Genomic DNA, 23,494 nt, shown 5'->3' with positions numbered 1-23,494 from the left:
TCAATGCACGCCAAACCGGTCGAAATCTCGCTTTCGTGACCGTATGCGCGATGGTTTCGACGTGTCAACGCGTGAAAAGATGGGAACGCTTCCGCATTTTTGAACGGTGAGCGGCGCATTATTCGTCCGGTCATCGTTGGAATGGCTGACCCGTGGGCCTAGAGTGCGGCCATGACGACGCTGCCGCAGGCCTCGCCGAGAGACCGCACGCGCGACGACCTGTACCAGCTGATCAGCAGCTTCGGCTCGATGACCCGCACGGACCTGGTCGAGCGCACCGGCCTGTCCAGGAGCACTGTTGCGGGCGCGGTCGCCCGGCTGATCGACGAAGGTCGCGTCGTCGAGGTCGCGCCGCAGGAGAAGGGCCCCGGCTCCGGCAGCGGCCGGCCCGGCGCGTTGCTGCGGGCCGTGGTGAGCGGCGGCGCGGTCGCGGGCATCGACTTCGGGCACGCCCACGTGGCCGTCGCCCTCGCCGACCGGTTCGGCACCCTGCTCGGCGAGCGCCGCGCGCCCGTCGACGTGGACCTGCGCGCGGACGACGCGATGGACACCGCAGCTCGCCTGCTCGACGAGATGCTGGCCGAGCACGGAGCCGGGCAGCCGACCGCTGTGACGGCGGGGATCCCTGGTCCGCTCGACGCGCGCACCGGGCTCGTCCGCTCGTCGACCATCTTGTCGAGCTGGGTCGGTCTCGCGCCCGCGCGCGAGCTCGAACGCCGGCTCGGTGTGCCGGTCCAGGTCGAGAACGACACCGTCATCGGGGCCGCCGGCGAGCAGCACGGGGGCGCGGGCCGCCTCCACGACACGTTCCTGTACGTCAAGGCCTCGCACGGCATCGGGGCGGCCATGGTGATCGACGGGCACCTCTTCCGCGGCTCCACCGGGCTCGCCGGCGAGATCGGGCACACCCACCTGGCGGGCGCGGCCGAGCTGTGCCGCTGCGGCAGCCGCGGGTGCCTGGAGTCCGTGGTCTCGGCGTCAGCGGTCCTCGCCCGCATCGCCCACACCCGACCCACCGCGACACCGGACCAGATCGGCATCGACTCGCCCGACGAGGTCACCGTCCGCATCGTCAACGAGGCCGGCCGTACGCTCGGCCGGGTCGTCGCCGACCTGTGCAACCTGCTCAACCCTGGCGCGATCGTCGTCGGCGGCGAGCTGGGCGCCGTCCCGGCATTCGTGGCCGGGGTCGAGTCGTCGGTCCGGCGGCACGCGCAGCCCGCGACCGCGGCCGCGACCGAGGTGATCGCGGCCGAGCTCGGCACGGGGGCGGAGCTCGCCGGAGCCTTACGCCTTGCCGCGCTGGCGGCGTCGAGATGATCGATCCGGTGGTCGCGGCGCTCGTCGACCTCCTCGAGCAGGCCGAGAGCGTCAACCCGACCGTGCGGACCCCCGGCGAGGTGCGCACCGTCGGCCGTGTCCTCGGGTCGATGGAGGTGGCCGTCCTCGCGCAGATCACGCGGGTCGCGGCCGCGAGCGCCGACGAGATCGCCAGATCCGCGGCACTGCCCGTCGCCACCGTCAACAAGGCGCTCCGGTCGCTCCAGCAAGCGGGCCTCGTCGAGTCGACGCGGGGCCCGCGCGGGCACCTCGCGCACCGCGCGACCGCCCAGGTCCCACTCCTACGAGAAGCTGCTCGGACCCGCGCGGCCCGCCAGGTCACCTACGGCCTGTCGGCACTGACCTCCGACGAGCGGGCGCTGCTCGAGGCGGCCGCCCCAGCGGTCGCAGCGTTCACGCGCGCACTCGGCCTGCGTGACATCCACCCCGACCACGACACCGAGGCGTGACCTTCGCCGCACCCCGGCGGCGTGCCACCTTCGTACGATGGCGTGATGGCCGTCCAGGTGCGTCCCGCAGTGGGTCGGTACGACGACTTCTCCGAGGTCGTCGGCGTCAAGAAGCCCGGCGGCCGGGGCTGCTGGTGCATGTCGTACCGGGACAGCCGGGTGCCTGAGGACGAGCGCGCGCAGTACATGCGCGACGAGTGCGCGCAGGAGCCCGGACCAGGGGTGCTCGCGTACGTCGACGGTGTGGTCGCGGGCTGGTGCTCGGTCGCACCGCGCAGCAGCTACCGGCGGCTCATGCACTCCCGCACGATCCCGTTCCTCGACGACCGCGACGCGTGGAGCATCGTCTGCTTCGTCGTGCGCGCCGGGTTTCGCCGCCGAGGTCTGATGCACCAGCTGCTCGCCGGCGCGGTCGAGCACGCGCGAGAGCAGGGCGCCGACGTCGTCGAGGGCTACCCCGTCGTCGTCCCGCAGGACGACCGGGTCGATGTCGTCTCCGGGTACGTCGGGACCACCCGGCTCTTCGAGGCGGGCGGGTTCGTCCAGGTCTCCGCGACGAGCGCGCACAGCGGCGGGCGCGACCGCGTGGTCATGCGCCGGGAGCTGCACTGAGAGGTCTGCTGGATCCACCGCGGGCGGGACGGCGGCCGGTCAGGTGCCGACGAAGTAGGCGTACGGCGCCACGCTCACCCCTTCGACGATCGCGCGCTCGTCGGCGTCACCGGCGAGCGGGTCGAGCGCGCGGGCATCCGAGGACGACATCGAGAACAGCGAGAACCCCGCCACGACGTCGAACCCGACGTCCGACACAGTGCACCGGTGACCCTTGGCCTCGAGCTCCGCCACCACATCGTCCATGACGCGGTACGACAGCTGCACACCGTCGAAGAAGACCTCCTGACCGCCGCCCGTACAGGCGATCTCCACGAGCTCGACGACGTCGCCGTCGTAGCTCACGACGAGTGACGGATCGGTGCGGTACACCGCCCGCGGGGACGTGCCGGGATGGACGGGCGGACCGAGTCGCTCCTCGACGTCAGCCCGCCGATCGCCGATCGTGACGTCGGCGACACCGGCACCGGGCAGGATCTCCATGGCCCCAAGATCCCACGTCACGGATGCCGGCGGAACGGCGACGTCGACGTCGCTACGCGCTGAGCGAATCACCCGGTCCTGCGGGCATCGAACCCGGCCGGGCGACGTTGACGCGCACATGGACACCACGAAGACACAACCTCTGACCGCAGCCGACCGCTGCGACCGCTGCGGTGCCCGGGCCTACGTGCGGGTCTTCCTGCCCGTCGGCGAGCTGCAGTTCTGCGCGCACCACGCACGCGCGCACGCCGCCAAGTTCGCCGAGCTGGCGACGCACGTCCAGGACGAGACCGACCGGCTGCTCGCCGACGTGGGGTCCGGCGCCCTCTGACGGCCCACCCGACCACTCCGAGCACGTCTGACAGCCCGTCGGGGCGGTCCCGCGCTGACGGTCCTTGCTGCCCTCACACCGTGACGAGCTCCGGCGACGGCACCATGGCCTCGCGGCGGGCGGAGTAGCGGTCGTAGAGCGTGACGATCAGCGCGACGATGTAGGCGAACAGGAGCACGTCGCCGGCGGACAGGTCGGCCGCGCCGCGGGTGGCCAGCGCGGCGAACACCAGCATCGCGACGACACTGATCACGGTGTTGACGGCGACCTGCACGCCCAGGTGCACGGCTCCGGCGCGTCCGGTCCGCGCCCGCCAGACGGCCAGCCCGGCGAAGGCCACCACGGTGGCGGCCACGACGAGGAACACCACCGAGAGCCGGGCGTCGAGCAGTGGCCACGACAGGAACATGATCATGCTGACCAGACCGGCGAGGGCGACCTTCTCGAGCACGTGCCCGACCCCGCGGGGCGCGACGGCGACGGGTCCTCGCGGGATCCAGCCGACGCGTCGCGCGATGACGTCGGAGTCGAGGGTGAAGGGCCAGTCGGCGGGCGGCAACCGGCGCGCCAGCCGCAGCCCGACGATCACGAGCACGGCGATCAGGACCAGCAGCCCGACGACCACCCACGGCCGGTTCGCGACACCCTCGGCCCAGGTGGAGGTCCCCGGCACGCCGAGCACACGCTCCTTGAACTCGTCGGTGAAGTCGAGCTGCGCGACGTGGATCCACCACTCCTGCGGCAGCTTGATGAACACCCAGATCAGCGCGGCGGTCCACACGAATGCGCGGTTCGCGAGCCGTCCCGCGTCCCTGCGCGTGCGGACGACCTCGATCGCGATCACGAAGTACTCGAACGTGTTAGGGAAGAGCATCAGCAGCCACCGCTCGCCGGTCAGCTCGAACGCGAGCACGCCGACCAGCCGGTAGTACCAGAGCGCGGCGGCGACCCCGAGCGCGAAGGGGTTGCGCCAGTTCCTGATCACCGACAGGTACGCGATGGTCAGGTAGTAGATGTCCAGCGCCTTGTCGTAGGACTGGTAGTTGTCCAGCGGCAGGTCGGTGAACGTCGCGAACACGGTCTGGTCGATGCCGTCGATGACGAGGGCCGCCAGGAGCGCCGGCAGCGGGAACCGCGGGATGAACAGCGGCACCACCAGCCGCAGCCCGACGATCAGCAGGAAGACCGACCAGTCGTGCGCACTGACGTTCGCCATGCCGGGCACTCTAGCCAGGGACGACGGTCGAACGGGCCCAAACTCACCCAGAACGCGTGCAGGGTCTGGGCATGATGGCGGTGATCAGCCCCTTGGCCGGCATCTGGCAGGTCCGCGCGCCGTCTCGCCACGGTCCCCCTCCGAACACCGCGCCGCGTCGGTAGGCTCACCTCCATGACATGGCTGGTCACAGGCGGTGCCGGGTACATCGGGTCGCACGTGGTTCGGGCGTTCGGGCAGGTCGGCCTGAGCACCGTGGTCCTCGACGATCTGTCCAGCGGGCACAAGGACTTCGTCCCCGGCGGCGTCCCGCTGGTCGAGGGCTCGATCCTCGACACCGACCTGGTCGCGGACACGCTCAGCCAGCACGGCATCGTGGGCGTCGTGCACCTCGCCGGGTTCAAGTACGCCGGGGTCTCGGTCAGCCGTCCGCTGCACACGTACGAGCAGAACGTCACGGGAACGGTGCACCTGCTCGAGGCGATGGCCTCGCAGGGTGTCGACGCGATCGTGTTCTCCTCGTCGGCAGCGGTCTACGGCACCCCGGACGTGGACCTGGTCACCGAGACCACGGCCACGAACCCGCAGTCCCCGTACGGCGAGTCCAAGCTCATCGGCGAGTGGCTCCTGGCCGACCAGGCGCGCGCGGCCGGCCTCCGGCACACCTCGCTGCGGTACTTCAACGTGGTCGGCTCGGCCACCGACGACCTCTACGACACCAGCCCGCACAACCTCTTTCCGCTGGTCCTCGACGCGCTTGCCGCAGGCCGCACGCCACGGATCAACGGCACCGACTACCCGACGCCCGACGGCACCTGCGTCCGCGACTACCTGCACGTCGCCGACCTCGCCGCGTCGCACGTCACGGCGGCCCAGGCGCTCACCGAGGGTCGCACGCTCGAGCCCGTCTACAACCTGGGCTCCGGCGACGGCGTCTCCGTCCGGGAGATCATGACCGCCATGGCGCAGGCGACCGGCATCACGTTCGAGCCCGAGCTCGCCACGCGACGGCCCGGCGACCCCGCCCGGATCGTCGCCAGCGGCGAGCTCGCCGCACGCGACCTCGACTGGCAGATGCGCCACACCCTCCTCGACATGGTCACGAGCGCCTGGTCAGCCCGCCGGGCCCACTGAGCCGCCCGCACCGTCCGAGCCCGCATCGGTGCGGTCAGCGTGGCGGAACGTCCAGGGCGTGCAGCCGTGGGAGGTGGGCGACGAGGGCCTCCAGGGCGGCCGGTGAGCCCGCGTAGACGCCCGCGTCGCGGGGCCAGTGCACGATCACGTCGGTGAATCCCAGCGCAGCCGCACGCTCCACCCCCTCGACGACGAGCTCCGCCGACTGCATCGAGAAGATCGGTGCGCCGTCCAAGGAGAGGTACCGACGCAGCGGCGGCTCGCTGGCGTCCCGGTGAGCGGCGACAGCCTGGTCGACGCTCTCCTGCATCGTCGCGAGACCCGCCCACCACTGCTCCTGCTCGGCTGCCGGGTCGCCCCCCTCGGACAGGAACGTCTGCCCGTACGTGACCCAGCCCTGCCCGTACCTCGCCGCGAGCGCCATCGTGCGCGGCCCGTTGGCGGCGACGACGAAGGGCGTCCGCGGCCGGGCGATGGTGCCGGGGATCATCCGGGCGCCGTCGGCGCGGTAGAACTCCCCCTGGTGCGTGGTGACCGGGGTGGTCAGCAACGTGTCGACGAGGCCGACGAACTCCTCGAACCGCCGCGTCCGCATCCCGCGGCTGACCGGGTCACCGGCCACCCACGAGTCGAGGCCCTCGCCGCCGGCACCGATCCCGAGCAGGAACCGGCCACCGCTGATGTCGTCGAGACCCAGCACGTCCTTGGCGAAGGGCACCGGATGCCGGAAGTTCGGCGATGCGACGAGCGTTCCCAGACCGATGCGGGACGTGACCGCCGCTGCCGCGGCGAGCAGCGGGACGGTCGCGAACCACGGCTGGTCCACGAGCGTCCGCCACGCCAGGTGGTCGTACGTCCAGGCGTGGTCGAAGCCCCACTCCTCGGCGAGGAGCCACTTCTCTCGCCCGACGTCCCACCGATCCTGCGGCAGCACCACGATCCCCACGGCAACCATCCCCCGACCCTACGGTCCGGCCAGACGTGGACTCGAGCGCCAGGGGGTCAGGGTCCGCGGATCATGGCCGCGCAGTCCCCGCAGCAGCCGAAGGAGAGCCATGCGCTCGCGCCCGTTCCGTGTCACCTCGGTCCTGGTCAGGATCGCGCTCGTGCTGCTTGCCGCGGCCGACGGTTACCAGGGAGCACGTTGGTCGGGCTACGGGTTCGTCAGCTGACCGGCTCCGGGTCCGGGGCCATGCACAGCAAGGTGCCGGTCCCGTCGTCGCGCGGCATGACGGCCCTGGCCTCTGCCGGGCACTGACTCTTGTCGGTGACGACCTGGACGCCGACGTAGTCGTGCGGCTTGTCGCAGGACACGTGGGTGGCGACCTTGGCGGTCTCGCGCCAGCAGGAGCCTGCCCCCTCCGGACCGAGCCGCGCCGATCCGGTTCCCGCGACGACGACGGCGATGATCGTGCTGACGTAGACCAGGACGGCGGTTGACCCCGCGACGACGGCCAGAGCGATCTGCCCCGAGCTCCACGGCCGACCGCCCAGCTCCACCATCTGCTTGTAGCTCTTGCGGCAGCTGCGCAGCATGAAGAAGCCGGCGAAGGCGGCCGCGCGGGGGAGGTACCGGACGATCGTCGGTGCGCCCGCCGACGTGAGCCAGGCGGCGACGACGATCCCGAGCAGCAGGCTGCCGATGCCGAGCCACAGCTCCTGCGTGACACGTCGACGGACCTTCGCGGCTTCCGCCTGGTTGGCGAGCCCTCGCGACCAGGGGCCGGACCCCGCACCCGCGCCGAAGCCCCCGAACGCCGGCGACCCGTAGCCCTGCGCAGGGGATCCGAACGTCCCACCGCCGAAGGCTGCGCCGAGCGGCGACCCGGGCGCCTCCCCGAACGTCGGGAACGCGGACTGCACCGGGCTCGACGCCGGCGACCGGCGCTCCTCCGGCCTGTGCACAGGTGACGAGGCGGGCCCTGGCAGGAACGTCTGCGTGGTCGCGGGCACGGGCTGGAACGCGTGGCTGGGCGCAGGCGCCACGGGCATCGTGGGAGCGGGCCTGGTGTGCTCCGTCCACCGGGAGCCGTCGAACCAGCGCACGACGGCAGCCGTCGCCCCGTCGTCGTACCAGCCCGGGCTGATTCCCTGCTCCCCTGCCACGCCCGTGACTCGGCATCGCTGCGCGCGACCTTGAGCCGAGCATCGAGAAGGCCGCCGGTCAGGCGTGCGAGTGACGCTCCTCGCGGGTGGCCGACGGAGGTTCCAGCTGGAACGTGCAGTGCGCGACGTCGAAGTGGCCGGCGAGGCAGTGCCGCAGGTCGTCGAGGACACGGCCGGCCTCGCCGCTGGCGAGCAGCTCGTCGGGGACCTCGACGTGCGCGGAGAGCACCGGCACCCCGGACGTGATGGTCCAGGCGTGCAGGTCGTGCACGCCGAGAACCCCGGGCACCCCGCAGATGTGCGACCGGATCGCGTCCAGGTCGACCCCGCGCGGGGTCGCCTCCAGCAGCACCCCGGCAACGTCACGCAGGAGCCCGAGGGCGCGCGGCACGATCATCAGGCCGATCAGCACGGACGCGATGCCGTCGGCTCGCAGGAACCCCGTCGCCAGCACGACGACGGCCGCGACGACCACCGCGACCGACCCGAGAAGGTCACCGAAGACCTCGAGGTACGCACCCCGGACGGTCAGCGACTCCCCCTGGCCGGGGCGCAGAAGGGCGAGGCTCACGGCATTGGCGACGAGCCCCACGCAGGCGACGCCGAGCATCAGGGCGCCGTCGAGGGGTTCGGGCGTCACCAGGCGTCGCACGCCGCCGACGATCACGAGCACCCCGACGAGCCCGATCACCAGGCCGTTCACGAGCGCGGCGAGTATCTCGGCACGCTGCCACCCGAACGTCCGGGCGGCGGTCGCGGGCCGCATGGCCAGCGCGGTGGCCCCGAGCGCCAGGCCGACCCCGGCGGCATCGGTCAGCATGTGTCCGGCGTCCGCGACCAGGGCGAACGACCCGGACACGACCCCGCCGACGACCTCGACCACGAGGACCACCAGCGTCAGCACGAGCACGACCAGGAGCCGCCCCCGGTGCGCCTGCGCGGCGGTCGAGTGGTCGTGGTCGTGACCCACCCGGATCAGCCCCACCCGAGCGCGTGCAGTCGATCGTCGTCGATCCCGAAGTGGTGCGCGATCTCGTGCACGACCGTCACCGCGACCTCCTCGACCACCTCGTCGCGGTCCTCGCAGAAGTCGAGCGTCGGCAGCCGGTAGATCGTGATGCGGTCGGGCAGCGAGCCGGAGGCCCAGAAGTCGCCGCGTTCGGTCAGCGGCGTCCCTTCGTACAGGCCGAGCAGGTCCGGCTCCTCGGGCGGCGGCGAGTCCTCGACGAGCACCACGACGTTGTCCATCATCGCGGCCAGCTCGTCCGGGATCTCGTCGAGCGCGTCGCGCACCGCGTCCTCGAACTCGGCACGCGTCATCTCGACCATGAGCCCATCCTCGCAGGCCGGAGCCTCGTCGGAGGGGGCCGCAAGGCCAGCGGCGACGGGCCGCGCGGAGCCGCTTTGGAGATCGGGCCGATGACCCCGTATGCTCATCACCGGTCTTCCGACGCCTCGACGTCAGGGGTTGGACTAGCCCCCATCGTCTAGCGGCCTAGGACCCCGCCCTTTCACGGCGGTAGCACGGGTTCGAATCCCGTTGGGGGTACGAGTAGGACACGCAGTTGCAAGAAGGCCTTAGCACCACCAAGGCCCCGTAGCGCAGTTGGTTAGCGCGCCGCCCTGTCACGGCGGAGGTCGCGGGTTCAAGTCCCGTCGGGGTCGCTCGATTCGCCGGTCTACGGACCGGCGTTCTCGTTTCAAGGCTCTGTAGCTCAGTTGGTAGAGCGCACGACTGAAAATCGTGAGGTCACGGGATCGACGCCCGTCGGAGCCACCACGCAAGCCCCGCCCGGGACGGATCCGGTGCGGGGCTTCGTCGTGTGAGCGTCGGCCTGGGACCTCGGCCGAGCAGCCGGGCCGCGCCGCCGAGGGCTCCGCATCCGCCATCGACGCGGACCTGCCGCAAGCCTGTCGGCACCGCTGACGGCGCCGCGACACCTAGGGTGGAGCCCAGCACCTCAGCGGAAGGAAAACGCCCATGACCAGCACCTCCGGTCCTGAGAAGTCCGAGCGGTCGAGGAGCTTCTTCGACCGCATCACCGAGCCGTTCACCGAGAAGGCGCGCGAGAGCATCGAGCGCGTCGAGGACCACGTGCGCGAGGCCGTGCAGACGGAGATCAACGCCGTCGCCAGCAGCGTCCGCGCCCGAGCGGTCGAGGTGCGTCCGTCGGCGATCGCGTTCGGCATCGCGGCGCTGGTGACGTTCTTCGGTCTCGCGCTGTTCGTCACCGCGGCCGTCCTCGGTCTCTCGCACGCGGTGGAGCCCTGGCTGGCGGCGCTGATCATCGGCGTCGCGCTGGTGCTCGTCGGCGCCGGCGCCGCCGCCTGGGGACGCCGCCACCTGCCTCAGACGGGACCGGCCATCTCGGTCGTCCGCGTGCACGAGCCGACCCACCCGGCCGAGGAGCACGTCCACCCCTGGGAAGACTGACCACCGCGCGCAGACCGCGCACCGCGCGAAGACATACCACCGCATATCTCGCGTGTCGGCGCTGCGACCAGCACACTTGTACCTCGGAGAGTCACCAGAGCGAGAGGTTGCGCCATGACCACCCAGTCGGGACCCCCAGGTGACGAACGATCCCTGGGCAAGCTCGTCGCCGAGATCAGCGGGACGGCCGAGAGGCTCGTCCGGGCGGAGATCGAGCTGTTCAAGGCCGAGCTCACCGGGCGGGCGCAGAAGATCGGCACCGGCGCCGGGCTGCTCGCCGGCGCAGGCGTGCTCGCGCTCTACTTCCTCGGCGCGGCCATCACGACGGCCATCATCGCGCTGGCCCTGGTCGTCGACCTCTGGCTGTCGGCCCTGATCATCACTGTCCTGCTGCTGATCGTCGTCGCCCTGCTCGCCTGGCTCGGCATCCGGAGCATCAAGAAGGGCACCCCGGCACCCATCCAGGCGATCGAGAGCGTGCAGGAAGACATCGACGCGATCAAGACAGGGATCCGCTCATGAGCGACGACACGACCGACACCCCCGCCAAGCCCGTCGAGCCGTTCAGCACACCGAAGATGGTCGCTATCGAGGCGGACATCAAGGTGGCGCGTGCCGAGCTGGCCGAGTCGATCGACGAGCTCGTCGCCCGACTCGACCCGCGGGCGCAGGCAGGCAGGGCGATCGAGAACGGGCGACGGCTGTGGACGGACGCCACGACCGGTGACAGCGGGCCGGAGGCTCGCACGCGGGCGTTGAAGGTCCTCGGGAGTGTCGCGGCCGGGGTCGCTGCGCTGGTGGCGCTCGTCGCAGTCGTTGCGGCGCGTCGCGGCGACTGAACGGGTGGTTCCCGTCCTCTCGCAGCCGCGGAGGATGCTCAGAGACGTGTGGCCCCGTGAGGGCCCGCGCGCGCTCGGCCTCGTTGCTGGGCGCGCTTGCACCCCGGGTGTGCGGCCCGGGCTGTCAGCCTGCTGTTATGTCAGCCGTCCGAACGTTGCTGCGGAATACCGTTGAGAAGGTCACGAACCTCGGACTCGCGGTAGCGGCGGTGTCCACCCAGCGTGCGGATCGACGACAGCTTTCCGGCCTTGGCCCAACGGGTCACCGTCTTGGGGTCCACGCGGAAGAGCGTGGCAACCTCGGAGGGGGTGAGCAGAGTCTCGGACTCTGCAGTGTGTGCGTTCACGAGCTGCCTCCTGGCGGCATCTGACACTCGGCACCGACGGCATCGGTACCCGGTTTCTTCGGGTGCGACTGCGCCGACGAATCGACGAGTCGATCGACCATCGGACCGTCGCCGGTCCGCAAAGCGGGACATCTCACCCAGCATGCATGAAAGGCAGACATATCGCATACCCGTAGAGCGCTCTATGAGCGATCTTCACAGCATGCTCCTGCATCACGCACGACCGCTCCCCTACGAGCGGTCGCACCAGACTAAACCCGACCAAACGGGCAAACCACCCCGACACGCCGAGGGAGCGCCATGATCTGGACGTCTGTCCGGCTGGTCCGGCGCCAGTGTCCACCCCCGGGACGCCGTGACGATACGACCGGCCGGGCGACGCCAATGGGGATGTCTCGGACACGTGACGAGCATCGCCCGGCGCGAGTGGTCGGAATACGCGACGACCATGTACGGTTGCCCCACGAAGAGACGAAAATTCAGCACCCCGGGGCCGCACGTGTCAGCACGGAGCCGCCCCGCATCCACGTAAGAGGGGGTCGATGCCATGGGGCGCGGCCGTCAGAAGGCTAAGCAGACGAAGGTTGCCCGGGAGCTGAAGTACTTCAGCCCGGAGACCAACTACCGGGCTCTCGAGCAGGAGCTCACGTCGCACGGCCACAACGATGTCGTGACCGACAACCGCTCTCGCGCGGTTGTGGAGACCGACTCTGACGACGACGACGACTACCGCCGTTGGTCGGACGACGATCGTTGACGCGGTAAGTCTCTGACCTCGCGGTCATCGCGAGGTCTGCGCAGGTTCCCTGCGCGAAGCCACAGCAGGGTTGTCGCTGGTGCGTACCGTCTTCGGGCGCCGGCGACACCCTGCTGGTTTTCGTCCACGGACCTGCCCGGGGGGCCGGCCCCTGCGGGCGGACTCGAGCCGACGCGCACGGGTTCGAGCGACGCGCCGGCCCAAGGTCGACGCGGGCGGCCTCGAGCGACACGGGCCGGTCGAACCACCACGGCTGTTCGACGGACGCGGGCGGGTCGAGCGAACACTCGCATGAAGACCCGAGACCCAGACTGAGCCCCTCAGACGCGGTAGGCGCCCGTGAGCTGGACCGCTCCGCCGTGCACGCCCTTGGTCCCGGCGACGAACCCGGGTGACCCCACGACGTCCGTCGACGGGTCCGACGACCGCACGGTGCCGAGTGCCCAGGCGGACATGCCCAGCTCGCGCGCGTGCGCGAGAACGCCGTCCACGGCGTCCGGCGCGACGATGGCGACCATGCCGACGCCCAGGTTCAGGGTGCCCTCGAGGTCGGTCCACGGGACCTGCCCCAGGCTCTGCACCAGCGAGAAGATCGGCGGGAGCTGCCAGCCGCCACGGTCGATGTCCGCGACGAGCCCCTGCGGGAGCACGCGCGCGACGTTCGAGGCGAGGCCTCCGCCGGTGACGTGGCTGTACGCGTGCACACCGTCGACGGTCGCCCGTTCCACGAGGGCCAGGCAGTCGCTCGCGTAGACGCGGGTCGGTTCGAGGAGCTCCTCCCCGAGCGTGCGGCCGAGCTCCTCGACGTGGCGGTCGAGCTGCCAGCCGGCCACCTGGACGACCTTGCGCACCAGCGAGTAGCCGTTCGAGTGCAGGCCGCTCGACCCCAGGGCGATCAGCACGTCGCCCGCGCGCACACGCTCCGGCCCGAGCAGCTGGTCGGCCTCGACCACGCCGGTCGCAGCACCAGCCACGTCGTAGTCGTCGGCACCCAGCAAGCCGGGGTGCTCCGCGGTCTCGCCGCCGACGAGGGCGGTACCGGCCACGGAGCAGGCGGCAGCGATGCCACGCACGATGCCCGCGATGCGTTCGGGAACCACGCGTCCGCACGCGATGTAGTCGGTCATGAACAGCGGCTTGGCGCCGACCACGACGATGTCGTCGACGACCATGCCGACCAGGTCGAACCCGATGGTGTGGTGGATGTCGAGGGCCTGGGCGATGGCGACCTTGGTGCCGACGCCGTCCGTCGAGGTGGCCAGCAGCGGCTTGCGGTAGGTCAGCAGAGCACTGGCGTCGTAGAGGCCCGCGAATCCGCCGACCCCGCCGAGCACCTGCGGCCCGTGCGTGGCCCGCACCGCGTCCTTCATCAGCTCGACGGCCTTGTCACCGGCCTCGGTGTCGACACCGGCGGCCGCATAGGTGACCTGCGCCCCGTTCACGGGTGGTCCAGCGCGGTGCCGCCGCCGACGCTCGGGACGATCGAGAGCAGGCCGTCCTCGGGTGCGCCCAGCGGGAGCTCGTTCTGCTCCAGCAGGTACTTGCCCAGGCGGTCGCCTGCCGGCAGCTCGATCGGGTACTGACCGGTGAAGCAGGCGGCGCAGAGCTGCGACGCGGGCTGCTCGGTGGCGGCGATCATGCCCTCCGTGGAGATGTAGCCGAGGGAGTCCGCGCCCAGGGAGGCCGCGATCTCGTCGGGAGACAGCCCGTTCGCGATGAGCTCCGCACGGGAGGCGAAGTCGATGCCGTAGAAGCACGGCCACTTGACGGGCGGGGAGCTGATCCGCACGTGCACCTCGGCCGCACCGGCCTCGCGCAGCATGCGGACGAGGGCGCGCTGGGTGTTGCCGCGGACGATCGAGTCGTCGACGACCACCAGACGCTTGCCGCGGATGACCTCGCGCAGCGGGTTGAGCTTGAGCCGGATGCCGAGCTGCCGCAAGGTCTGCGACGGCTGGATGAACGTGCGGCCGACGTAGGCGTTCTTGGTCAGGCCCTGACCGAAGGGGATACCCGACTCGGCGGCGTACCCGACCGCAGCGGGCGTGCCCGACTCGGGCACCGGGATGACGAGGTCGGCCTCGACGGGGTGCTCCACGGCCAGCCGACGACCCATCGCCACGCGGGCGGCGTGCACGGACCTGCCGGCGATCGTGGTGTCGGGACGCGCCAGGTAGACGTACTCGAAGACGCAACCTGCGCGGTCCGGCGTCGCGAACTTGGTGCTGCGCAGCCCGTCGGCGTCGATCGCGATGAACTCGCCCGGGTCGATCTCGCGCACGAACGACGCGCCCACGATGTCGAGCGCCGGCGTCTCGCTGGCCACCACCCAACCGCGCTCCAGCCGTCCCAGCACCAGCGGGCGCACGCCCTGCGGGTCACGCGCGGCGTACAGCGTGTGCTCGTCCATGAACACCAGGCTGAACGCGCCGCGCAGCCGCGGGAGCACCTCGAGCGCCGTGGCCTCGAGCGTGTGGTCCGGGTCCCCAGCGAGCAGCGCCGTGATCAGCGCGGTGTCCGTGGTGTTGCCGCGAGCCAGCTCGCCGCGCCGCTGGCTGCCGTAGCGCTCCGCGACGAGGTCGACCAGCTCGGCCGCATTCGTGAGGTTGCCGTTGTGGCCCAGGGCGACGGTGCCGGCGGACGTCGGTCCGAGCGTCGGCTGCGCGTTCTCCCACGTGCTGCCACCGGTCGTCGAGTAGCGGCAGTGCCCGATCGCGATGTGCCCCTGCAGGGCGTTCAGCGCGGTCTCGTCGAAGACCTGGGACACCAGTCCCATGTCCTTGTAGACGAGCAGCTGCTGGCCGTTGGAGGTGGCGATGCCCGCCGACTCCTGGCCGCGATGCTGCAGGGCGTAGAGCCCGAAGTAGGTGAGCTTGGCGACTTCCTCGCCGGGAGCCCAGACACCGAAGACGCCACAAGCGTCCTGAGGGCCTTTTTCGTTGGGGAGGAGGTCGTGGTTCAGACGTCCGTCTGCGCGGGGGGCCACTGCCTCATCGTCTCATACGACGACGGCCGGGCGACGAACGCGACCAGCCCTCAGACGTCGTCGCGACCCGTCTGCCGCACGCTGCGCCGATCGGCCAGGACCGCGAGGAGGCCGCCGACGAACCCGCCGACGACCGCTCCGGTGAGGGCCAGCACCGTCGTCACCGCGTTCTCGCCGTCGAGGAACGGGAGGAACCCGGACCCGTCGGACGCGCGCGGGATGGTGGGACGCACGATCGCCGTGACGATGAGCGCGAGGAGGAAGCCGACGATCGCACCCGCCGCGATGAAGGCGCCGAACTTGGGAGCGTGCCGGATCGTCGCATCCCGCGCCGCGGTCAGCTCTTCGGGGGTGGGGAGCCGCTCGGTGTCCCTAGGCGGCGACTCGGACGTGACCGGGCTGGCGGGCTCGGACGTGACCGGGGTGGCGGGCTCGGAGGTGACCGGGGTGGCGGGCTCGGGGTCGACGGGCACGGTCGGCTCGGGATGCGCCGGGGTCGTGGGCTCTGGGTCTGCCGGCAGGGGGGCGTCGGGCACGTCGTGATCCTAGGTCAGGTCGTGTTCACGACCGCGCGCGGGCGGCCTGCAGCGGGAGCCAGTCCCGCAGGTCCGCACGCTCGCCGGAGGCGCGGATCCGTCCGCCGGCGACGGCGTCGTCCCAGGTCAGCACTCCGGTCGCGAGCTGCAGCCAGGTCTGCGGATCGGTCTCGACGACGTTGGGCGGGGTGCCCCTCGTGTGACGAGGTCCCTCGACGGCCTGCACCGCACCGTCGGGCGGCACGCGCACCTCGACGGCGTTCCCGGGCGCGACGTCGGCGAGCTCCTCGAGCGTGAACCGGACGGCCGTGCGTCTCGACGGCACCTGGGACGGGTCGGCGCGCCACGCGGCCAGCGCAGCCCGCCCGTCCGCGGGGTCTGTTCGGCGACGCGGCGGCATGGACCGATTCTCCCTCCTTCCGCGCCGCGGAACTCGTCGACTAGCCTGCGTGCATGACCACGACCACCACCTGGCGCCCGCTGCACCCGTAGCAGCCTCCGGTCGTCGTACCCCCGAGCTGCTCGCGCGGCGCCGGGGGTCTTTCTCTGTCGTGACGCGCCAGCAGCTCCTTTCTGAGGAGTTCCCATGCATCGAATGCTCACCGGCGAGCGACCCACCGGGCCGCTCCACATCGGTCACCTGTTCGGCAGCGTCGAGAACCGGGTGCGCCTGCAGCGCGAGGGCGTCGAGACCCTGCTCGTGGTCGCCGACTACCAGGTGATCACCGACCGGGACGACACGGGCGACATCGCCGCGAACGTGCGCGAGGTCGTCCTCGACTACCTGGCCGCGGGCATCGACCCCGCGGCCGCCACGATCTTCACGCACAGCGCCGTCCCTGCCCTGCACCAGCTGATGCTGCCGTTCCTCTCGCTGGTCAGCGTCGCCGAGCTCGACCGCAACCCGACCGTCAAGGCCGAACGGGCGGCCTCAGGCCGAGCCATGTCCGGGCTCCTGCTGACCTACCCGGTCCATCAGGCGGCCGACATCCTGTTCTGCCACGCCGACGTCGTGCCCGTCGGCCGCGACCAGCAGCCGCACCTGGAGCTCACGCGCACGATCGCGCGCCGGTTCAACCAGCGGTACGGCGACACCTTCGTCGAACCCGTCGGGCTGCTGTCGGACGCCCCGGTCGTCCTCGGCACCGACGGGCGCAAGATGAGCAAGAGCCGCGGGAACGGGATCGAGCTCCGCGCGACGGCCGACGAGACCGTCCGGCTGGTCCGGTCGGCGCGCACCGACTCCGACCGGCACCTGACCTACGACCCGGTCGGGCGGCCCGAGGTGGCCAACCTGCTCCTGCTCGCGTCGCTGTGCACGGGTGAGGGTCCGGAACAGATCGCCGAGCGTCTCGACGGCTCCGGCGCACTGAAGGCGCTGGTGGGCGACGCCCTCGTCGCGCACCTCGCGCCGCTGCGGGCTCGACGTCGAGAGCTGGCCGCGGAGCCGGGGCTCGTCGCGTCGCTGGTCGCCGAGGGCAACGCGCGCGCGAACGAGCTGGCCGATGCGACCCTGCGCGACGTCCGCGCGCGCATGGGCATGGACTACGCGAGTATCTGAACGGTGGGGTCGGCGCCCTTTCCTGGTGTCGCCAGCCCCAACGTCGGTCGGAGGTGACCCGATGGCACGACACCCTGGACGCCTCGTGGCGCTCGTTGCCGGCGCCGGGCTGCTCGGTCTGCTGGGCGCCTGCGACGTTCCGGTGAGCGAGCCTCCCGCATCGGTACCGCCCGAGCAGCCGCCGGCCGCCGTCCCGACGCAGGGCACCGGCGCGCAGGAGGAGCCGCTGCCCGAGGCGCCCGCCCAGCCGGTCCTCACGACCGCGGTCGCCGGCACGGGCGCCGGCAACCTCGTCGCGCCCGACACCGTCTGCGTGTTCTGGACGTGGGGCGGTGACGGGCTGCCACAGCTCACCGACGGCCTGTGGTTCACGGTCGACCACCCCGCGGTCGTACCGCAGACCTGGACCGCGTCCCACGACGCCTGCGGGGACAGCGGCAACGGTGTGCAGTGGTGCGACGGCGCCAAGATCACCGTCGACGACTCGACGTGCGTCATCGGATTCGTGCGGGCCGGGACCCCGTCGGCGCAGGCCCTCGTCGGCATGGTCGGCACGCTGACGTGCACGGCTCCGCTGTCGGCGCCCGACTGCGCGAGCCTCACTCAGACGATCGACGACAGCGCGGACGTCTCCCCCGACCTCGACCTGGAGGCCGTCGCGGCCGGTGGCGGCTGACATGGCGGCACCTGCCGGCCGGACGCTGCCGCAGTGGCTGTCCACCGCCACCCAGATCGCCGCACCGATCACGCTGATCAGCACCCTGCTGTTCTACTTCGGCTACGTCTACACCAAGTCGCAGTACGCGTACTTCGGGGTCGATGTGGACACGATCGGGCTGACCCCGCGGGACTACGTGATGCGCAGCCCGCAGCCGCTGCTCGTCCCCCTGCTCGTGCTCGTCGTCCTCTCCGTCGCGGCCGTCGCTCTGCACGGGCGGCTCCGGGCGGAGGCCGACGAGCGCCGGCTGCTCCCCGAAGGCGACGCGCACATCCGCCGCGTCGCGCGCCGCTGGGTCATTGGGAGCAGCGCCGTGCTGGGCCTGGGTCTCGTGCTCCTGCTCGCCTACGCGTGGTGGGGGGCGTGGCTGTACCTGTCGCTGGTGTCCGCCTGCCTGATCGGCGTCGGGGCCGGCGTCTGCGCCTCCGCCCTGCCCTTCGCGACGACCAAGGCGCCCGGGGTCGTCGCCGGGCTATGGGTTCTCGTGGTGGCCGCCGCGTTCTGGGCCGTGTCCATCACCGCCGAGTGGTCCGGGCGCGGGCAGGCCCAGAGCGTCGCCCGCAACCTCGACCAGCTTCCGGCGGTCATCCTCGACAGCCCCGCCGACCTGCACCTGCGCAACACCGTCGCGGCCCCTGAAGATTTGTGCTGGCTTTCCGGCAACGCGCCGGATCCCGACTGTGCAGCCCTCACCGACGAGCCGCGGTACCGCTACCGCGGGCTGCGACTGCTGGTGCAGGGGCCGTCGGCCATGTTCCTCGTGCCGACGCAGTGGTCGCCCAGCGCGACGACGCTCATGGTTCCGCGCGACTCGGACGCGCGGCTCCAGTTCCAGTTCGTGAACGACAGCCCGTTCTAGTCCGGCGGTGGGTCGACGCCTGGTCGCCAGCGACCCGGGCGACGTAGGCATACGCCGCCCGGGCCGAGGGACGATCAAGACGATCACCGCAGCGAGAACGATGAGCAGCGCTGCGACGACGATCAGGACGCGTAGGCAGTCCTGACGCGCCGCGCCGTCGGCCGGGGCCCTGCTCCGGTCATCGGGTCCTCCCTGGTCAGCGTTTCGACGACCCCCGCGTGAATAAGCTATGACGATCTCGACGGGGAAGTACCGAGAAGCGCGACCTTTCCATGCGAACCGCATCAACTGTGACCGCCACGGAACATCGCGGCGACCCTCGCCGATCATCCGCGGGAGCGACGGCGGGCCCCAGGGCCGAGCAACGAATCTAGAACGGGGCGGTGGCCACGTTCCATACCAGTGCGGCAAATACGAGGAACGAGACGAGCGCAAGCACCCAGCCCGCGACGCGGCGCCGCCTAGCGATCGTCACCAGCTCGAAGACCACCCCAGCCGCAGCTGCAAGCGGAAGCAATGCCGTCCCGCCGATATCAGCAAGGGGCGCTCCCGCGGCAAAGAGGTTGGACAAATAGTAGGACGTGTCAAGCAGAACCACACATGCGAGGCCTACTTGGACAAGAATTACCAGTGCCGTCGACCATGTCCGGTAGGCACCTGGCCGGTGGTCGTCGTCGATTGCCATCGTCAGCCTCCCTCGATGATTCCGAAGGAACTCGTGAGATTGGTCGCGAACTTTCCCCACAATACATTCGTAGCACCGGAATTGATGGAAGATCCCGGCCATTGCGCGTTCAGTCCACCATCCCCGCCGCGTGCGTAGACGTTGAGCCGCAGGCGCCCACGCGAATCTTGCGTGATCGAGAATGTAATCTTGTGGTTCGCACCCTCTTTATGGCCAGGAAGAGAGACGAAGGTGAAAGACGTCGCATCCATCGCGACAACCTTAACCGGGCTCTTTCCGAAGAGATTGCATTTTGTACCGACCTTCAGGTTCTTCGAACAACCCCCGGCCGGCATCGGAAAGTAAGCTCCGAGATGACTCTGCATCGCAGCCATGATCTTTCTTGGCGTCATCTTGCGCTCACGGGCCCCATAGATCACATACGAGTGCCGGTAACCGTAGGCGAGCCCAGTCAGGTCAGAGTCGTTGATCGGATCGGGCGGGTAGACATAGTCGTTGTCGACGCCCCCTTCGACGGGGTCGACCGACAAGAAGCGGCCGAGCGTCCCGACGTACACCCGGGCCCCCATCTCGATGGCAGCGATCGTGCTGATGTGCTCGTACATCTTCTGGTTCTGGCCGACCCACGCGTTGTCGATGTTCGAGGGCAAGTTGTCCCCGACCGAGTCCTCCGCCTTCGGAGTTCCGATGGCCTTCGTGGACGGGTCCAGCACCTGACCGAACGGGTCGTACGTCGTCAATGCGCCGGTGCGGGCTCCAGTGGCGTCGGCCGTGACAATGACGTCGCCGTGGATGTTCGGGTACGACCAGGTGGCCGTGCCCGAAGTTGGCAGGCTGACCAGGACTCCGCCGGGCAGCGCAAGCTGGCGCTGCGTGACGTTGTTCGAGGTGTCCATGACCAGGTCGGCGGTGTCACCGTCGCCGGTGAAGCCGTAGTGGACAGACGTCGTCCCCACGTCCTGGCCCGCTCGGGCGATGATCCGGTTGGTCGCGTCGCGCTGGTAGGTCACGAACGATCCCGAGTCCGTCGTGGTCGAGACGTGCCGCCCCGCGCTGTCATAGGCCAGGTTCTGGTCGGCGAGCTTGGTCGTGTTGCCCTGGGCGTCGTACTGCAGGTTGGTAGCGCTCAGGCTCGTTCCCGTCACCGGGCTCGCCCCCGAGACCGGGTTGGTGACGGTCGTCGAGACGAGACGATCGGCCCAGTCGTAGCAGTACGCGGTCGTGCGTGCGGCCAGCCCGGTCGGAGTATCCGTCAGCATCGTCCGGTTGCCATCACGGCCGGCCGACGTGTTGGCTCCACATGTGCCTGACTGGGCGAAACCGTACTCCAGCTTGTGGCCGGGAATGTCCGCGCGCGCCAACCGACCCGCACCGTCGTACCAGTACGCCGCGCTCGAGACCGTCGAGCCGTCCGTCACGTTCGCCGTGAGCACGCGTCCTGACTGAGAACGCACGACCTGGTCGGAGACGGCGGCCGAGCCCACGAAAGTGTGGTCGAGCTTGGCGAGCATGCCCGCGGATGAATGGGTGAACGTCGTCGACGTGCCGTTGCCCGCCGTCGTGGCGGAGGCTGTCGGGTAGGAGACGCTGGCGACCTCGCCGCGGTCGTATGTGATGTCGGCGATCGTCTTGCCACCGTCGGTCAGCGTCTTGCCGCCGTCGATGACGGTCTTGACCTGGCTGTCCGCGTTGTACGTGACCCCCGAGGCGTACGTACGCACGGTGCCGTTCGTCGCCTTCACGGTTGTCGTCGATCCGGACGGGCGGCCGGCAGTGTCGTAGGTCGTGAGCGTCGTGACGCCCCACACGTCGGTGTAGGAGACGACCCTGCCGAGCAGGTCGACCTTCGTCGTGACCGTGCCACCGTTCGCAGATGCGACCGCCGAGTCGGACACCGACGTGGTCAGCGGGTCGCCCCCGACCTTGTACAACGACGTGACCGTACGCGTGCTGGTCGCGCCGGGGTACGTCACCTTCTCGATGCGCCCGCGCGCGTCGAACGTGGTGCACGTCCAGGCGGTGTCACCGGAGGTCTTGTTGCCCAGCGGTCGGCCGTAGTTGTCGTAGACGACGGTCGTCGAGATCGGAGAACCAGTACTGGGCGACGGACCTGTCGTGGTCTTGACCAAGCCCGCCGGTTTGGCACCCGCCGGCACGGCACACTCGTTCGGCTGGATGTCCGTGTCCGAATAGTAGGTGTCGCTCGTGCCTCGGCCGGCATCGAACGTCCCCGACGCTGTCGCAGCCGGCAGCCAGCGGCCGGTACGACGGCCGAAGCCGACGCCTGGCACCTCGTAGCTCGTCGTGGTTGTCAGTGCGAGGCCGTTGGGGTCCTCGGTCGTGGTCAGCGCCTGGCCGAGCCACGGGCTCGACCCGTACCCGATGCGGGACATCTGGGCGGGAACCTGGGCCGAGACGACGGCAGGTGTACCTGCCGGTACGGCCGCGGGTGCGGTGTCGTCCTTCGTCGTGCTGGTGACGAGCCCGTAGTCAGGCGTCAAGGCCGAGTCGGGGATCGAACCGGTCGTCACCCCGGGACCGGACCAGGACATCGCCAGCTTGCCGGGACCAACAGCGTTGACGTAGTCAATTCTGATTCGCGCCCATCCAGGCGCCGGCCGGCTGACGTTCGACGAGTTCGTCGCGTTGGTCGGTGGTGCGAGCACACGGATGTCGTCGATCCACACCTGGAGCTGGTCGTCGCCGCCGGCGGTGAGCGTGTAGGTCCCGGCCTGCGGGAACCTGATCAGTCCGGTCAATCGCGTACCCCACGGGGCTGTGGTGATGCTCGGGTCCGGCATCGCAGTACCCCAGTCCCTGGTGAGGCTGCCGGTGCCCAGACCCAGGCCGAACGCCTTCGGCTGGCCGGCCAGCGCTCCGCCGCTGTAATAGGCGGTGTTCAGACCGGGCATCCCCTCGTCGTAGCCGGTCGTCGAATGCGCCGTGGTCGCGATGCAGGAGGCGACGGGACGGCGGTCAGCACCGAAGCACGACGTGTCAGCCGGTCCGAACGACTCGGTCGGCCGGTCGCGGTCGTCGTAGATCTTCGTCGACATCCGGCCCAGAGGATCGGTGGCGGACAGAACGAGGTCCTTGGCCGGGTCCCAGACTTTCCTGGTCGTGGCACCGCTCGGCGTGGCGTCCGTGAGTGTGCGCCAGGCGTTGTCGAAGGTGACCGTGCGCGCGTGCCCGGAGATGCCCGTGCGGTCCACGTTCGTGGTGGTCGCGTTCGTGTAATCGAAGCTGGTTGCTGGTCGGCCTGCCGCGGTGATGCCGTCAGCGGCCGGCATGGTGATCGTCTTGGCCTTCGGCGACTTCGCGGCGAGGTTGTCGTAGACGACCTGCACCTTGTTGGCGTCCGACGCATTCCGGGTCACGTCGGCCCCGAGCCAGTCCATGATCAGCGGGGTGCGCAGCGCCCTGAGCTCGCCGGTGGTCTCGTACTCGAAGTCGGTGACCTCGTTCCCCGGGTCGATGATGCGGATGAGGCGACCGTCGGAGTTGTAGCGCAGCCAGGTCGACTCACCCACCCCGCTGCCGGAAGCTGGCGGGTAGACGATCCGGCAGGTCATCCCCAGCGGTGCCAGGGCATCGGCCGGGCAGGCCGGCGCAGTTCCGCCCTCGGGCGCCAGGTCACCGGAGTAGTAGAACTGGACCTGCTTGCCCGAGGCGCGGTCGGTGACCGAGTCGAGCTGACCGGTCGCCCCGCGCCAGGCGACCTTGGGCGCGGCGGGCTTCTTCGCGTCGGTCGGGGGGGTCGAGGACTCTAGGCGGCCGTTGGTGCCGAAGACGTAGACGGTTCCGTCCTCGTCGGTCAGGTTCACCAGGCCGGCACCGGACAACGCCAGGACGCTGAACTCGCCCGACGGGGGCGCGTACCCGCCCTCGGACTTCTTCGTGTACGTGTGGGTCGTGCCGGTGACGTCGGTGAGCACGACAGTGGTGGCCTGGATGTCGGCGGATGCGTACTCGCCGCTGTTGCCGGCCAGGGCTGTGGACGAGGACCACCCGGAGGGAAGGGTCTCGAAGGTCGGGGACAGCCAGCTCGATGGGACGATGATGCCGTTGGGGTAGCCCGGGCCCTTGGCCCACAGCTGGAA

25 protein-coding genes and 3 tRNA genes are annotated in these 23,494 nt (G+C 70.4%); 15 read left to right on the top strand and 13 right to left on the bottom strand.

Annotated features, from left to right (window positions below):
• The first annotated feature begins 171 nt into the window (after positions 1–171).
• Genes I847_RS0115220 through I847_RS0115210 form a run of 3 tightly spaced genes read left to right on the top strand, consistent with a single transcriptional unit; the run spans position 172 to position 2,402 of the window.
• Positions 172–1,320 (top strand): ROK family transcriptional regulator, encoded by a 1,149-nt coding sequence (locus tag I847_RS0115220; RefSeq protein ID WP_028050382.1) that lies wholly within the window; start codon positions 172–174, stop codon positions 1,318–1,320.
• Entirely contained in the window at positions 1,317–1,790 is a 474-nt protein-coding gene (locus tag I847_RS0115215; protein WP_028050381.1) for an Rrf2 family transcriptional regulator, read from the top strand. Before I847_RS0115220 ends, I847_RS0115215 begins: the two co-directional genes overlap by 4 nt.
• A 45-nt stretch (positions 1,791–1,835) precedes the next feature.
• Positions 1,836–2,402 (top strand): GNAT family N-acetyltransferase, encoded by a 567-nt coding sequence (locus tag I847_RS0115210; protein ID WP_028050380.1) that lies wholly within the window; start codon positions 1,836–1,838, stop codon positions 2,400–2,402.
• Between the two features lie 39 nt (positions 2,403–2,441).
• Here I847_RS0115210 and I847_RS0115205 read toward each other — a convergent pair whose 3' ends face one another.
• The gene (locus I847_RS0115205; protein ID WP_028050379.1) at positions 2,442–2,885 is read right to left on the bottom strand and encodes a hypothetical protein; all 444 of its coding nucleotides are present in this window, start codon (positions 2,883–2,885) and stop codon (positions 2,442–2,444) included.
• Between the two features lie 118 nt (positions 2,886–3,003).
• Between I847_RS0115205 and I847_RS0115200 the strand changes: the two genes are divergently transcribed.
• Positions 3,004–3,216, top strand: a complete 213-nt coding sequence (locus tag I847_RS0115200) for a hypothetical protein (RefSeq protein ID WP_028050378.1) — start codon at positions 3,004–3,006, stop codon at positions 3,214–3,216.
• Between the two features lie 73 nt (positions 3,217–3,289).
• On the opposite strand, the gene I847_RS25790 is transcribed toward I847_RS0115200, so the two are convergent.
• Positions 3,290–4,432, bottom strand: a complete 1,143-nt coding sequence (locus I847_RS25790; RefSeq protein WP_051274955.1) for a hypothetical protein — start codon at positions 4,430–4,432, stop codon at positions 3,290–3,292.
• A gap of 174 nt (positions 4,433–4,606) precedes the next feature.
• Between I847_RS25790 and galE the strand changes: the two genes are divergently transcribed.
• Positions 4,607–5,566, top strand: a complete 960-nt coding sequence (galE, locus tag I847_RS0115190) for a UDP-glucose 4-epimerase GalE (protein ID WP_028050377.1) — start codon at positions 4,607–4,609, stop codon at positions 5,564–5,566.
• Positions 5,567–5,600: 34 nt separating this feature from the next.
• On the opposite strand, the gene I847_RS0115185 is transcribed toward galE, so the two are convergent.
• The 4 genes from I847_RS0115185 to I847_RS0115165 form a co-directional block, all read right to left on the bottom strand.
• A complete protein-coding gene (locus tag I847_RS0115185) occupies positions 5,601–6,521 on the bottom strand; it encodes an LLM class flavin-dependent oxidoreductase (RefSeq protein WP_028050376.1) in 921 nt (306 codons plus the stop codon).
• Positions 6,522–6,730: 209 nt separating this feature from the next.
• Entirely contained in the window at positions 6,731–7,672 is a 942-nt protein-coding gene (locus tag I847_RS0115175) for a DUF2510 domain-containing protein (protein ID WP_028050375.1), read from the bottom strand.
• Positions 7,673–7,730: 58 nt separating this feature from the next.
• Positions 7,731–8,642 carry a cation diffusion facilitator family transporter gene (locus tag I847_RS0115170; protein ID WP_028050374.1) on the bottom strand — a complete coding sequence of 304 codons (912 nt, stop codon included), beginning with the start codon at positions 8,640–8,642 and terminating at the stop codon, positions 7,731–7,733.
• Between the two features lie 5 nt (positions 8,643–8,647).
• Positions 8,648–9,001 carry a metallopeptidase family protein gene (locus I847_RS0115165; RefSeq protein WP_028050373.1) on the bottom strand — a complete coding sequence of 118 codons (354 nt, stop codon included), beginning with the start codon at positions 8,999–9,001 and terminating at the stop codon, positions 8,648–8,650.
• Between the two features lie 147 nt (positions 9,002–9,148).
• Here I847_RS0115165 and I847_RS0115160 point away from each other — a divergent pair.
• The 6 genes from I847_RS0115160 to I847_RS24010 all read left to right on the top strand — a co-directional run bounded on the left by I847_RS0115160 (position 9,149) and on the right by I847_RS24010 (position 10,945).
• A tRNA-Glu gene (locus I847_RS0115160) sits at positions 9,149–9,221 on the top strand.
• A gap of 42 nt (positions 9,222–9,263) precedes the next feature.
• Positions 9,264–9,337, top strand: a tRNA-Asp gene (locus tag I847_RS0115155).
• Between the two features lie 39 nt (positions 9,338–9,376).
• A tRNA-Phe gene (locus tag I847_RS0115150) sits at positions 9,377–9,452 on the top strand.
• 201 nt (positions 9,453–9,653) lie between these two features.
• Positions 9,654–10,106 carry a phage holin family protein gene (locus I847_RS0115145; RefSeq protein ID WP_028050372.1) on the top strand — a complete coding sequence of 151 codons (453 nt, stop codon included), beginning with the start codon at positions 9,654–9,656 and terminating at the stop codon, positions 10,104–10,106.
• Between the two features lie 114 nt (positions 10,107–10,220).
• Positions 10,221–10,628, top strand: a complete 408-nt coding sequence (locus tag I847_RS0115140; protein ID WP_028050371.1) for a phage holin family protein — start codon at positions 10,221–10,223, stop codon at positions 10,626–10,628.
• Positions 10,625–10,945, top strand: a complete 321-nt coding sequence (locus I847_RS24010; protein ID WP_051274954.1) for a DUF3618 domain-containing protein — start codon at positions 10,625–10,627, stop codon at positions 10,943–10,945. The genes I847_RS0115140 and I847_RS24010 overlap by 4 nt, the downstream gene beginning before the upstream one ends.
• 140 nt (positions 10,946–11,085) lie before the next feature.
• Here the strand turns inward: I847_RS24010 and I847_RS0115130 are convergent, their stop codons facing one another.
• On the bottom strand, positions 11,086–11,292 hold the full coding sequence (locus tag I847_RS0115130) for a BldC family transcriptional regulator (protein ID WP_028050370.1): 207 nt from the start codon (positions 11,290–11,292) through the stop codon (positions 11,086–11,088).
• 547 nt (positions 11,293–11,839) lie between these two features.
• Between I847_RS0115130 and I847_RS0115125 the strand changes: the two genes are divergently transcribed.
• A complete protein-coding gene (locus I847_RS0115125) occupies positions 11,840–12,049 on the top strand; it encodes a DUF3073 domain-containing protein (protein WP_028050369.1) in 210 nt (69 codons plus the stop codon).
• Positions 12,050–12,369: 320 nt separating this feature from the next.
• Here I847_RS0115125 and purM read toward each other — a convergent pair whose 3' ends face one another.
• The 4 genes from purM to I847_RS0115105 are packed head-to-tail and all read right to left on the bottom strand — an operon-like array spanning position 12,370 to position 15,971.
• The gene (gene purM / locus I847_RS0115120; protein WP_028050368.1) at positions 12,370–13,491 is read right to left on the bottom strand and encodes a phosphoribosylformylglycinamidine cyclo-ligase; all 1,122 of its coding nucleotides are present in this window, start codon (positions 13,489–13,491) and stop codon (positions 12,370–12,372) included.
• Positions 13,488–15,035, bottom strand: coding sequence for an amidophosphoribosyltransferase (gene purF / locus I847_RS0115115; RefSeq protein ID WP_028050367.1), 1,548 nt, complete (start codon positions 15,033–15,035; stop codon positions 13,488–13,490). The genes purM and purF overlap by 4 nt, the downstream gene beginning before the upstream one ends.
• Before the next feature lie 50 nt (positions 15,036–15,085).
• Entirely contained in the window at positions 15,086–15,571 is a 486-nt protein-coding gene (locus tag I847_RS25785) for a hypothetical protein (protein WP_051274953.1), read from the bottom strand.
• 25 nt (positions 15,572–15,596) lie between these two features.
• A complete protein-coding gene (locus I847_RS0115105) occupies positions 15,597–15,971 on the bottom strand; it encodes a sterol carrier family protein (RefSeq protein WP_028050366.1) in 375 nt (124 codons plus the stop codon).
• Between the two features lie 186 nt (positions 15,972–16,157).
• On the opposite strand from I847_RS0115105, the gene trpS reads away from it, so the two are divergent.
• The 3 genes from trpS (at position 16,158) to I847_RS0115090 (ending at position 18,709) form a co-directional block, all read left to right on the top strand.
• Positions 16,158–17,132: a tryptophan--tRNA ligase gene (trpS, locus tag I847_RS24000; protein ID WP_081680991.1), complete on the top strand. Its 975-nt coding sequence runs from the start codon at positions 16,158–16,160 to the stop codon at positions 17,130–17,132.
• Between the two features lie 61 nt (positions 17,133–17,193).
• The gene (locus I847_RS0115095; RefSeq protein WP_155856168.1) at positions 17,194–17,808 is read left to right on the top strand and encodes a hypothetical protein; all 615 of its coding nucleotides are present in this window, start codon (positions 17,194–17,196) and stop codon (positions 17,806–17,808) included.
• A 1-nt stretch (position 17,809) separates the two neighbouring features.
• Positions 17,810–18,709 carry a hypothetical protein gene (locus I847_RS0115090; RefSeq protein WP_028050364.1) on the top strand — a complete coding sequence of 300 codons (900 nt, stop codon included), beginning with the start codon at positions 17,810–17,812 and terminating at the stop codon, positions 18,707–18,709.
• Positions 18,710–19,079: 370 nt separating this feature from the next.
• On the opposite strand, the gene I847_RS23995 is transcribed toward I847_RS0115090, so the two are convergent.
• Both I847_RS23995 and I847_RS0115080 read right to left on the bottom strand, forming a co-directional pair.
• A complete protein-coding gene (locus tag I847_RS23995; RefSeq protein WP_034610540.1) occupies positions 19,080–19,394 on the bottom strand; it encodes a hypothetical protein in 315 nt (104 codons plus the stop codon).
• A gap of 2 nt (positions 19,395–19,396) precedes the next feature.
• The coding region (locus I847_RS0115080) for a PA14 domain-containing protein (RefSeq protein WP_028050362.1) at positions 19,397–23,494 on the bottom strand (4,098 nt) is incomplete at its 5' end.

It is taken from the genome of Cellulomonas sp. URHD0024 (genome assembly GCF_000426185.1).
Classification (GTDB): Bacteria; Actinomycetota; Actinomycetes; order Actinomycetales; family Cellulomonadaceae; genus Cellulomonas.
Note: the sequence above shows the minus strand (reverse complement) of the source record. Positions and strands in the feature narration are given on the sequence as shown.

Bases quoted from the DNA above. Each gene is read 5' to 3' on its own strand.
- I847_RS0115095 (WP_155856168.1), top strand. From the start codon at position 17,194: ATGGCACGACACCCTGGACGCCTCGTGGCGCTCGTTGCCGGCGCCGGG.
- I847_RS0115215 (WP_028050381.1), top strand. From the start codon at position 1,317: ATGATCGATCCGGTGGTCGCGGCGCTCGTCGACCTCCTCGAGCAGGCC.
- I847_RS0115185 (WP_028050376.1), bottom strand. From the start codon at position 6,521: ATGGTTGCCGTGGGGATCGTGGTGCTGCCGCAGGATCGGTGGGACGTC.
- I847_RS25790 (WP_051274955.1), bottom strand. From the start codon at position 4,432: ATGGCGAACGTCAGTGCGCACGACTGGTCGGTCTTCCTGCTGATCGTC.
- I847_RS0115200 (WP_028050378.1), top strand. From the start codon at position 3,004: ATGGACACCACGAAGACACAACCTCTGACCGCAGCCGACCGCTGCGAC.
- trpS (WP_081680991.1), top strand. From the start codon at position 16,158: ATGCATCGAATGCTCACCGGCGAGCGACCCACCGGGCCGCTCCACATC.
- I847_RS0115090 (WP_028050364.1), top strand. From the start codon at position 17,810: ATGGCGGCACCTGCCGGCCGGACGCTGCCGCAGTGGCTGTCCACCGCC.
- I847_RS0115125 (WP_028050369.1), top strand. From the start codon at position 11,840: ATGGGGCGCGGCCGTCAGAAGGCTAAGCAGACGAAGGTTGCCCGGGAG.
- I847_RS0115210 (WP_028050380.1), top strand. From the start codon at position 1,836: ATGGCCGTCCAGGTGCGTCCCGCAGTGGGTCGGTACGACGACTTCTCC.
- I847_RS0115145 (WP_028050372.1), top strand. From the start codon at position 9,654: ATGACCAGCACCTCCGGTCCTGAGAAGTCCGAGCGGTCGAGGAGCTTC.
- I847_RS24010 (WP_051274954.1), top strand. From the start codon at position 10,625: ATGAGCGACGACACGACCGACACCCCCGCCAAGCCCGTCGAGCCGTTC.
- I847_RS23995 (WP_034610540.1), bottom strand. From the start codon at position 19,394: ATGGCAATCGACGACGACCACCGGCCAGGTGCCTACCGGACATGGTCG.
- galE (WP_028050377.1), top strand. From the start codon at position 4,607: ATGACATGGCTGGTCACAGGCGGTGCCGGGTACATCGGGTCGCACGTG.
- I847_RS0115140 (WP_028050371.1), top strand. From the start codon at position 10,221: ATGACCACCCAGTCGGGACCCCCAGGTGACGAACGATCCCTGGGCAAG.
- I847_RS0115220 (WP_028050382.1), top strand. From the start codon at position 172: ATGACGACGCTGCCGCAGGCCTCGCCGAGAGACCGCACGCGCGACGAC.
- I847_RS0115205 (WP_028050379.1), bottom strand. From the start codon at position 2,885: ATGGAGATCCTGCCCGGTGCCGGTGTCGCCGACGTCACGATCGGCGAT.
- I847_RS0115105 (WP_028050366.1), bottom strand. From the start codon at position 15,971: ATGCCGCCGCGTCGCCGAACAGACCCCGCGGACGGGCGGGCTGCGCTG.
- I847_RS0115165 (WP_028050373.1), bottom strand. From the start codon at position 9,001: ATGGTCGAGATGACGCGTGCCGAGTTCGAGGACGCGGTGCGCGACGCG.